Source organism: Streptomyces sp. NPDC050263, assembly GCF_040655955.1.
Taxonomy (GTDB): Bacteria; Actinomycetota; Actinomycetes; order Streptomycetales; family Streptomycetaceae; genus Streptomyces.
Map to the genome: position 1 here is coordinate 44788 of NZ_JBFAKW010000065.1, position 8522 is coordinate 53309.

Below are 8522 nucleotides of genomic sequence, written 5' to 3' on the forward strand. Positions count from 1 at the left end.
TCACTCTCCACGAGAGTAACCGGCCGCGCGCGGAGTCCGCCCCCGATCGCCCATTCGGAGGAATCGCCCAGCTCAGAACGCATCCGACGGCACGTACGCGCCCCAGACCTCCCGGAGGGCGTTGCACACCTCGCCCACCGTCGCCCGGGCCCGCAGCGCGTCCTTCATCGGGTACAGGACGTTGGACTCGCCCTCCGCCGCCTTCCGCAGGGCGTCCAGCGCGGCTTCCACCGCCGCTTGGTCGCGCCCCGCCCGCAGCTTCGCCAGGCGTTCCGCCTGCCGGGCCTCGATGGCCGGGTCGACGCGGAGGGGCTCGTAGGGGTCCTCCGCGGCCAACTGGAAGCGGTTGACGCCGACCACGACCCGGTCGCCGGAGTCGGTCTCCTGGGCGATGCGGTACGCGCTCTGCTCGATCTCGTTCTTCTGGAAGCCGTGCTCGATGGCGGACACCGCGCCGCCGAGGTCCTCGACCTTCCGCATCAGCTCGACGGCCGCCGTCTCGACGTCGTCGGTCATCCTCTCCACGACGTACGACCCGGCGAAGGGGTCGACCGTCGCCGTCACGTCGGTCTCGTAGGCCAGCACCTGCTGCGTCCGCAGGGCGAGGCGCGCGCTCTTGTCCGTCGGGAGCGCGATCGCCTCGTCGAAGGAGTTGGTGTGCAGGGACTGCGTGCCGCCCAGGACCGCCGCCAGACCCTGGACCGCGACCCGGACCAGGTTCACCTCGGGCTGCTGGGCCGTCAGCTGGACGCCCGCCGTCTGCGTGTGGAAGCGCAGCATCAGGGACTTCGGGTTCCGCGCGCCGAACTCGTCCCGCATGACCCGCGCCCAGATCCTGCGCGCCGCGCGGAACTTGGCGACCTCCTCCAGGATCGTCGTCCGGGCCACGAAGAAGAAGGACAACCGGGGTGCGAAGTCGTCGACGTCCATGCCGGCCGCGACGGCGGTGCGGACGTACTCGATGCCGTCGGCCAGCGTGAAGGCGATCTCCTGCGCCGGGGACGCGCCCGCCTCCGCCATGTGGTAGCCGGAGATCGAGATCGTGTTCCACTTCGGGATCTCGGCCCGGCAGTACTTGAAGATGTCCGCGATCAGGCGGAGGGAGGGCTTGGGAGGGAAGATGTACGTCCCGCGCGCGATGTACTCCTTCAGGACGTCGTTCTGAATCGTGCCCGTGAGCCGGTCGGCCGGGACGCCCTGCTCCTCGCCGACCAGCTGGTACATCAGGAGCAGCAGGGCCGCGGGGGCGTTGATCGTCATCGACGTCGACACCTTGTCCAGCGGGATCCGGTCGAACAGCACCCGCATGTCCTCGACCGAGTCGACGGCGACCCCGACCTTGCCGACCTCGCCGTGTGCGATCGGGGCGTCGGAGTCGTGGCCCATCTGGGTGGGCAGGTCGAAGGCGACCGAAAGGCCCGTCGTGCCGTGGGCGATCAGCTGCCGGTAGCGGGCGTTGGACTCCACCGCCGTGCCGAAGCCCGCGTACTGGCGCATGGTCCAGGGGCGGCCGGTGTACATCGACGGGTAGACGCCCCGGGTGAAGGGGTACTCGCCCGGCTCGCCCAGCCGCTCGGCCGGGTCCCAGCCCGCCAGGTCCTGCGGCCCGTAGACGGGCTCGATGGGCAGTCCGGACTCCGACTCACGCGCCATTGGTCTGATGCCTCCCGACGAGCGACCACCCCGAAGATCGGATGATCATGATGATTACGCTGAGCCCCGGTCATAACAATGCCGCGCCGTTCGCGAAGCGTCATCCGGGGGGGAACATCCCTGGCATGCGGATGCGGAGATCGATCACCGTCCTGGCCGGCACGGCGGCCCTCGTGACGGTGTGCGGCTGTAGCGTGCAGGCCCCGGGGGCGGACGGAAAGGCCCACCCGCCCGTCCACGCCGACGCCCGGCCGACAGCCTCGGCCGGCGCCCCGGTCACCGGCGCCCGGCCGAGCGGCCCGGGCGAAGCCACCCCCGGCGCCAGGCCTCCCGCGGTCCTGTGGTCCCGCGGCGACACCGGGCGCGACGTGCGCGAGCTCCAGGCCCGGCTGCGGCAGGTCGCCTGGCTCCACACCGGCCCCACGGGGACGTACGACGACAGCACCGTGCGGGCCGTGCAGGGCTTCCAGGGCAAGCGCGGGCTGCCGAAGACCGGGAAGACGGACGCCGTCACCTGGCGGCGGCTGCTGCGGATGACGCGCGAACCGGGAGAGTGGGACCTGTATCTGATGGGCGGTCAGCCGGCCGCCGCGCCCGATCCGCGGTGCCTGACCGGGCGGGTGCTGTGCATCGACAAGACGACCAGGACCCTGCGCTGGATGATCGACGGCCGGACCGTGTCGACGGTGTCGGTCCGCTTCGGCTCGCAGTACACGCCCACCCGGGAGGGTGTGTTCCACGTCTACTGGAAGTCCCGCGACCATGTGTCCACGCTGTACGACTCGCCGATGCCGTACGCGATGTTCTTCAGCGGCGGCCAGGCGGTGCACTACTCGTCCGACTTCGCGGCCCGCGGTTACGCCGGGGCCTCGCACGGCTGTGTCAACGTCCGGGACGAGGCGGCGATCGCGGAGCTCTTCGCGCAGGTGCGCAACGGCGACAAGGTCGTCGTGTCCTGGTAGGCGCAGACGCCCGGGGAGAAGTTGTGGCGCGAGCGGGACCGGGGGAACGTGTCCCGCCCGCGCCGAGCGCACGAGCCGAAGGTACGGGGGGAACCCCGGCTCGGTGCAAGGGCCGATGACCAGTCGGCTCACTTGTTACTGCGCCCCGGCCGCCAAAAACGTCACACCCATCGCGAAAAAACTTCCAAGATCTACGGAGTCGCAGGTCAGAAGCCCCCTAGCGGTGGCCGCGGCCACCGTGCCCACCGCCGTTGCGGCCGTGCTGACCGCGGCCGTCACGGCCGTCGTGGCCCCCGTCGTCATCGTCGTCGGCGTCGTCGCCACCGCTGCCGGGACCGGACTTGTCGCCCAGGTTGCTCCCCGGGGTCAGTCCGTTCTGACCGCCGGAGTCGGTCTGGCCCTTTCCGGTGTCCCGGCCGGAACCGCCGTTGCCGGTGCGGGCGTCGCCGCGGGCGTTCCCCGCGGGGGAGTTGCCGAGGACGCCCGCGCAGTACGCCGGCACGCGCTTCGCGCCGCCGGCCAGGTAGTCCAGGCTCTTGCGACGGTCGGAGTCCAGGGACTTGCCGGCGTTGAGGTCCCGGCAGGACGAGGTCGCGTCGGGCGGCCAACCGCCGCGTGCGTCCGGCGCGGCCACGGCGGGGCCGTCGTCGTCCGCGGTGTCGCCGTCGGACCGGCCGGTCTCGCCGGTCTCGCCGGTCTCACCGCCGTCCGGTGTCGCGGAGTGCTTCGCGCCGCCCGAGAGCTCCGGGGCGGGTGAGACGAGCGGGCGGTCGGGGACCACGGGGGCGGAGACGGACGCCGCGGGGCGGCTCGGTTCGTCGTCGTCGAACGGAATCGGGAGTAAGCCGGACCCGGCCACGACCGCCACCCCGCCGGCCATCCCGACGGCCAACGCCGCGGCCAGCCCCAGCCGCGCAGGCCGCCCCCACCGAGAACGCCGCCCACCCTCGCGACCCCGACCACCGATCTCCACCAGCCCGGCATCAACGTCCCGCCCGACGCCTGCGGCGTCGCCGACGACGCCGTCGAGAGCAGCGGTACCGGGCAGACCGGCCACGCCGGACACGTCGACAACGTCGGCCGAGCCGGGGAAGGCAGCGGCGCCGGAGACATCGGCCGTGCGGTCTGGGCGGGCCGTGTGGGCCGTGTGGTCTGCCAGGTCTGTGCGGTCCGCGTGGGCCTTGCGGAAGGCGGCCAATGCCGCGGCCTCGCCCGGGAGTTCCTCGTCGGCGGGCAGCGGCTCGGCGGCCAGCGCGGACAGCGCGCCCAGCGTCCTGGCGAGCCGTTCGGCCTCCTCGCGGGCGACAGCGATGTCCGGTGACTCACCGCGCAGCAGACGCTCCGCCGTCTCGCGGTCGAGCCACCTGTCCTGCTTGTCGGCCATCACATGTCCTTCTGCGTCCGGGGACGCCCATGCGTCACACCCGCGGACGTCACCGCGCGCGAGCACGATCCTCGCTGAGGCGGCAGTGCGTCGAGCGCCCCGGCCGTCTCCGGATCCTCGCCGAGCAGTTCGGCGAGCTTCTTCAGACCGCGGTGCGCGGCCGTGCGGACGGCGCCGGGCCGTTTGCCGAGCGTCTCGGCGGCCGTCTTGGCGTCCAGTCCCATCACCACCCGCAGGACGACGGCCTCGGCCTGGTCCTGCGGCAGCCGGGCGATGAGCCCGAGGGTGCGGTTCGTGGCCAACGCCTCGATGGCCTCGCCCGCGGTGTCGGACTCGGCGGCCCGACCGGTCAGCTCCGTCTCGTCGGCGACTGTAGCGGGCCGCCGTCCGCGCATGCGTATGTGGTCCAGGGCTCGGTTGCGGGCGATCCGGGCGGCCCAGCCCCGGAAGCGGTCCGCGTCCCCGCTGAACCGCTCGAGATCACGGGCTATCTGCAGCCAGGACTCGGACGTCACGTCCTCGGCGTCGAGATCGCCGACGAGCGTCCGCACGTACCCGAGCAGCCGCGGGTGCACCGTGCGGTACACAGTCCGGAACGCGGTCTCGTCCCCGTTCTGTGCCGCGAGCACCGCGGCTGTCAGCTCCGCGTCGTCCCCCACGTCGTGGTTTCCTCGGTCGATGGATCGCGGTTTCTGGACCGCAGGTCGTTGCGGTGGTCTGCCGCTTGGCCGTCCGGCGCGAAAGGCACGTTACGACCTGAAACCGCCGCTCGTCCATGTCCGTAGAACATGCAACTGACTCGTGACGCTGCGAGGTGTGACAGAAAACGCACTCATGGCGCTGTAGGAAATACGGGCCGCCGCGCGGCCCGTGCCGCGCGACGGCCGGGGCCTCTCCTGTGGGGGGTGGCGGCCCCGGCCGTCTCCGCGGTGTCTCTCGCTCCGGCCTGGGGCGAGGCGCAGCGCCACCGGCCGATGTGACCAACCGTGTGACCAACCGGTCAGGCGCGTCATGTGATCCTCCCCAGCCCGATGCGCGGTCATTGACCGTGGAGGCCGCCGGCCGCTCAACGCATGCATGCAGTTCCTTGGCGAACTTCTCGAAGTCGCGCCGCGCCAGTCCGACCGGGGGGCGTCGGTTGCGTCCATGGAGATGGCGCGGCGACGGTGTTCTGTGATCGCCACGGCCGCCGGCGAAAGGGCCGGCATCGCCTGCGGACTGCGGTGGCCCTCAGAGCAGCGGGTTACAGGCGGGCGTCGTAGGCCCGCGCAGCGGCACCGGCCTATGAGACGGCCAGTCGTCGGAACCTGCTGTGGTGGAACACCAGGGGTTCGCGATCGGGTTCGGCCTTCAGACCGTGGATTTCGAGCAGGACGATCGTGTGGTCGCCTCCGGGGAGTTCGGCGTGCAGCGAGCAGTTCAGCCAGAGACTGGCACCGTGGATGTACACGCCGCCGTCGTCGTCGGCATCCCAGTCGACTCCCGCGAACCGGTCGCCCTCCTTGCTGGCCAGCGCCCGGCAGATCGTGTCCTGTCCCTCGGCAAGCACGCTCACGCCCACACGGCCCCGTCGGCGCAGTTTGGGCCATGTCGTGGAGGTGTCCTGCACGCAGACCGATATCAGGGCAGGTGACAGGGAGACGGGGGTGAAGGTGCTCGCGGCCATGCCCACCGGTGTGCCGGAGTCGAGTGCGCACACGGCGGTCACCCCGGACGGGAAGCAGCCGAAAGCCTGGCGCAGCAGGGCGGAGTCGGTCGGTGTCGCGTTGAGAGGGCTCATCGGGGGCCACCCTTCCGGTGTCGGCGTACGGGGTGCGGCAGCACTGCAGCGCGGATCGCGCGGGTTTGCAGGACGGGGGGTCAGTGGCGTATGCATTGCTTCCTCGGGGGTGCCAGGTGTCAGTTCTGTCCCGACAGGACCGCGCCGAGTTGCCGCATCGCGCCTGTGTTGCCGACCACGTGCTGGGAGACGCAGCGGACATCGCGCCAGCGGCGCTGCAGCGGACTGGTGCTGTAGAGGCCCGCGCTGCCCGAGAGGGTCATGATCTCGTTGAGGATCCGGATGCCCTCGTGATGGATGTGCTGGGTGGTGCCTTTGTAGCTGAACCACTCGGCAGGAGTGGGTGCCTCTCCCCCGAGAGCACGGTCCATGACGATGCGTCCGGTCTGCTCCGACAGGGCGGCCAGCGCCGCCGCCCGCAACTGCAGCTCGGCGAACTTCTCCTGGAACACCGGGTCCTCCCCGAGCAGCGCCCTGGGGTTGAACGCCGGCCGCTTGGTGACGGCGAGTTCGGCGAGATCGTCGAGTGCACCGTCGAGAGCGCCGAGGACGACGGCGTCGTGCGAGGCTCCGGTGGGTGAATAGGGCAAGTCGTAAAGGGGAGCGGGGATGTTGTTGTCGCCGAACATCGGACCCGTGTGGTGCTCGGGCACGAAGACGTCGTCCATCGTGAAGTCGGTGCTCTGAGTGGCACGCAGGCCGACCGCGTCCCAGGTGTCGAGGAACGTGGCCTGTTCCGGCCGGAACAGCGCGACGCGTATGTCCGGGCGGCCGTCCGGCAGTGGAGGCGCCCCTTCGACCAGGAAACCTCCGAGCATCCAGTCCGGGGTGAACGGGCCGCTCGCCAGCGGCCAACGGCCACTGATCCGGTAGCCTCCCTCCACCTGCCTGGCCAGCCCCTTCGGAGCCACCGCTCCTCGGAGCATCAGGTCCGCGCCGCCACCGAACACCTCTTTCTCCAGCGTCTCCCGCGGCAGCGACCGTACGAAGAACCACGCCATCGAAGCGGCCTGGACGGTCCAGCCGGTCGATCCGTCGGCTCGGGCGATCTCCCGCACCACCCGGGCCCCCTCCAACAGCCCGAGTTCCTCCCCGCCCCACACCCGGGGCAGGGCCATCCGGAACACTCCCGCCTCGCGCAGCGCGACGACGAGCTCCGCCGGAACCGCCCGGGCGTCCTCTCCCTCGGCGGAGCGTGCCGCGATGTCGGGAAGGAGAGCACGGACGCGGTCGAGCACGCTGTCGCCGGTTCCTCGGTCCTCGGATGGTGTGGTGTCAAGAAGCGTGGTCATGAAGGGTCTCCTAGCTGGACGTGCGGGGGCCTGCTCGTATACCGAGCCTTTTCCACAGGTGAGCTGCGGCTTAGGATGACACCCGCGTCACGGCCAGGAAAACCAGAAATTTCCTATAAGGCTTATTGAGAGTCCCCATAGCAGCAGGAGAGAAATGGCTGCCACTTTTTCCCTCCGCCAACTGGAATACTTCGTCGCTGTGGCGGACACCGGCTCGATGAGCGCGGCAGCGGTGCGGTGCCATGCCTCCCAGGCGAGCATCTCCACAGCGATCGCCGACCTCGAACGCCGTCTCGGCGTCCAGTTGCTGGTACGACGCCGGGCGAAGGGTGCCACTCTCACGGAGGCCGGCAGCCGGATCCTCGGACGCGCCCAAGCCATGTTGGCTCAGGCCGACGAGATCACGGCCAGCGCCCAGGCCGAGGAAGGTCAACTGGCCGGCCGCCTGACAGTTGGTTGCTATGCGGCCCTGACGCCTTTCCTGATCCCGCTTCTGGTGGACGGATTCACCCGGCTTCACCCGGCGGTCAACCTGGAGCTGATCGAGGGCCAGCAGGACGAAATGCGAGAAGCACTGGTCCAGGGCTCGTGCGACGTGGCCCTGTTGTACGCGTTCGGTGACGAGGCCGGACTGTCCTGCACGACGCTCCGCTCCAGCCGTCCGTACGTCATCGTGTCCGCCGGCCACCCGATGGCCGGACGAACGGCCGTCTCGCTCGCCGAACTGGTGGACGAGCCACTGATCATCTACGCGGAGCCGCCCGCCCGGCAGAACGCCGACCACTGGTTCTCCCTGGCCGGAGCACGGCCGAACATCCGGTACCGGACCTCGAGCATCGAGGCGGTCCGCAGCATGGTGGCCCGCGGCCTCGGCTTCGCCACGTTGATCCAGTCCTGGCCGACCGACACGAGCATCGAAGGACTCCCCCTGGCGTCCGTGCCGCTCAGCGACCCGCTGGACGACGTCGAGCTCGTGATCGCCTACGCTTCGAACGTCACTCCCACACACCGGGCCCGCGCGTTCCTCCAGTACGCCAGGGAAACCCTCGCCGCCCCGGGCAGGCCGCGGACAACGGACTGAATTGCGTCCGGCGTTCATCGCCGCTTGCCGCTCCGCAGCGTTCGCAAGGAGAGCCTCGCTGACCGGTCGAGTCTTGGTGCGGACCCCGGGGCAGGCACGAGAGGCGAAGGCGTCCGGGCGGCATCGCGGCCCGAGAGCCGGGCTGGGGACCAGACCATCTGGCCAGACCAACAGGTGAGGTGAGGGGCGGGCCTTGTAAAGGAACGGTTCCGGTGGTGGCCGGGTTCCCGTTGGCCGAGATCGCCTCGACCACGGGATGGTGCAGCCTTCGTGGACCTAGTGCCGCGGCAGGCAACGTTTGCCCGTCAAGGAGCGGCGTCCGGTGCGTGCTCTCGGTGTGCCGGCCGGAAGTCCTCGTACTGGACGTACT

At 70.6% G+C, this 8522-nt stretch carries 7 protein-coding genes; 2 read left to right on the forward strand and 5 right to left on the reverse strand.

Features of this window, described 5'->3' with window-relative positions; genetic code table 11:
* Positions 1 to 72 precede the first annotated feature (72 nt).
* On the reverse strand, positions 73 to 1653 hold the full coding sequence (locus AB0J04_RS26570) for a methylmalonyl-CoA mutase family protein (RefSeq protein WP_363171056.1): 1581 nt from the start codon (positions 1651 to 1653) through the stop codon (positions 73 to 75).
* A 125-nt stretch (positions 1654 to 1778) separates the two neighbouring features.
* On the opposite strand from AB0J04_RS26570, the gene AB0J04_RS26575 reads away from it, so the two are divergent.
* Entirely contained in the window at positions 1779 to 2615 is an 837-nt protein-coding gene (locus AB0J04_RS26575) for a L,D-transpeptidase family protein (RefSeq protein WP_363171057.1), read from the forward strand.
* A 217-nt stretch (positions 2616 to 2832) separates the two neighbouring features.
* Here the strand turns inward: AB0J04_RS26575 and AB0J04_RS26580 are convergent, their stop codons facing one another.
* The 4 genes from AB0J04_RS26580 to AB0J04_RS26595 form a co-directional block, all read right to left on the reverse strand.
* A complete protein-coding gene (locus AB0J04_RS26580; protein WP_363171058.1) occupies positions 2833 to 3999 on the reverse strand; it encodes a hypothetical protein in 1167 nt (388 codons plus the stop codon).
* Positions 3999 to 4658 (reverse strand): RNA polymerase sigma factor, encoded by a 660-nt coding sequence (locus AB0J04_RS26585; RefSeq protein WP_363171059.1) that lies wholly within the window; start codon positions 4656 to 4658, stop codon positions 3999 to 4001. The genes AB0J04_RS26580 and AB0J04_RS26585 overlap by 1 nt, the downstream gene beginning before the upstream one ends.
* Positions 4659 to 5281: 623 nt before the next feature.
* Complete coding sequence (locus tag AB0J04_RS26590; protein ID WP_363171060.1) at positions 5282 to 5779, reverse strand: flavin reductase family protein; 498 nt, start codon at positions 5777 to 5779, stop codon at positions 5282 to 5284.
* Positions 5780 to 5898: 119 nt separating this feature from the next.
* The gene (locus tag AB0J04_RS26595) at positions 5899 to 7071 is read right to left on the reverse strand and encodes an acyl-CoA dehydrogenase family protein (protein WP_363171061.1); all 1173 of its coding nucleotides are present in this window, start codon (positions 7069 to 7071) and stop codon (positions 5899 to 5901) included.
* A gap of 154 nt (positions 7072 to 7225) precedes the next feature.
* Between AB0J04_RS26595 and AB0J04_RS26600 the strand changes: the two genes are divergently transcribed.
* The gene (locus AB0J04_RS26600) at positions 7226 to 8152 is read left to right on the forward strand and encodes a LysR family transcriptional regulator (RefSeq protein ID WP_363171062.1); all 927 of its coding nucleotides are present in this window, start codon (positions 7226 to 7228) and stop codon (positions 8150 to 8152) included.
* The last annotated feature ends 370 nt before the right edge of the window (positions 8153 to 8522 follow it).

Excerpts from the sequence above, each read along its gene's own strand:
- AB0J04_RS26570 (WP_363171056.1), bottom strand. The coding sequence starts at position 1,653 with ATGGCGCGTGAGTCGGAGTCCGGACTGCCCATCGAGCCCGTCTACGGG.
- AB0J04_RS26575 (WP_363171057.1), top strand. The coding sequence starts at position 1,779 with ATGCGGATGCGGAGATCGATCACCGTCCTGGCCGGCACGGCGGCCCTC.
- AB0J04_RS26580 (WP_363171058.1), bottom strand. The coding sequence starts at position 3,999 with ATGGCCGACAAGCAGGACAGGTGGCTCGACCGCGAGACGGCGGAGCGT.
- AB0J04_RS26590 (WP_363171060.1), bottom strand. The coding sequence starts at position 5,779 with ATGAGCCCTCTCAACGCGACACCGACCGACTCCGCCCTGCTGCGCCAG.
- AB0J04_RS26595 (WP_363171061.1), bottom strand. The coding sequence starts at position 7,071 with ATGACCACGCTTCTTGACACCACACCATCCGAGGACCGAGGAACCGGC.
- AB0J04_RS26600 (WP_363171062.1), top strand. The coding sequence starts at position 7,226 with ATGGCTGCCACTTTTTCCCTCCGCCAACTGGAATACTTCGTCGCTGTG.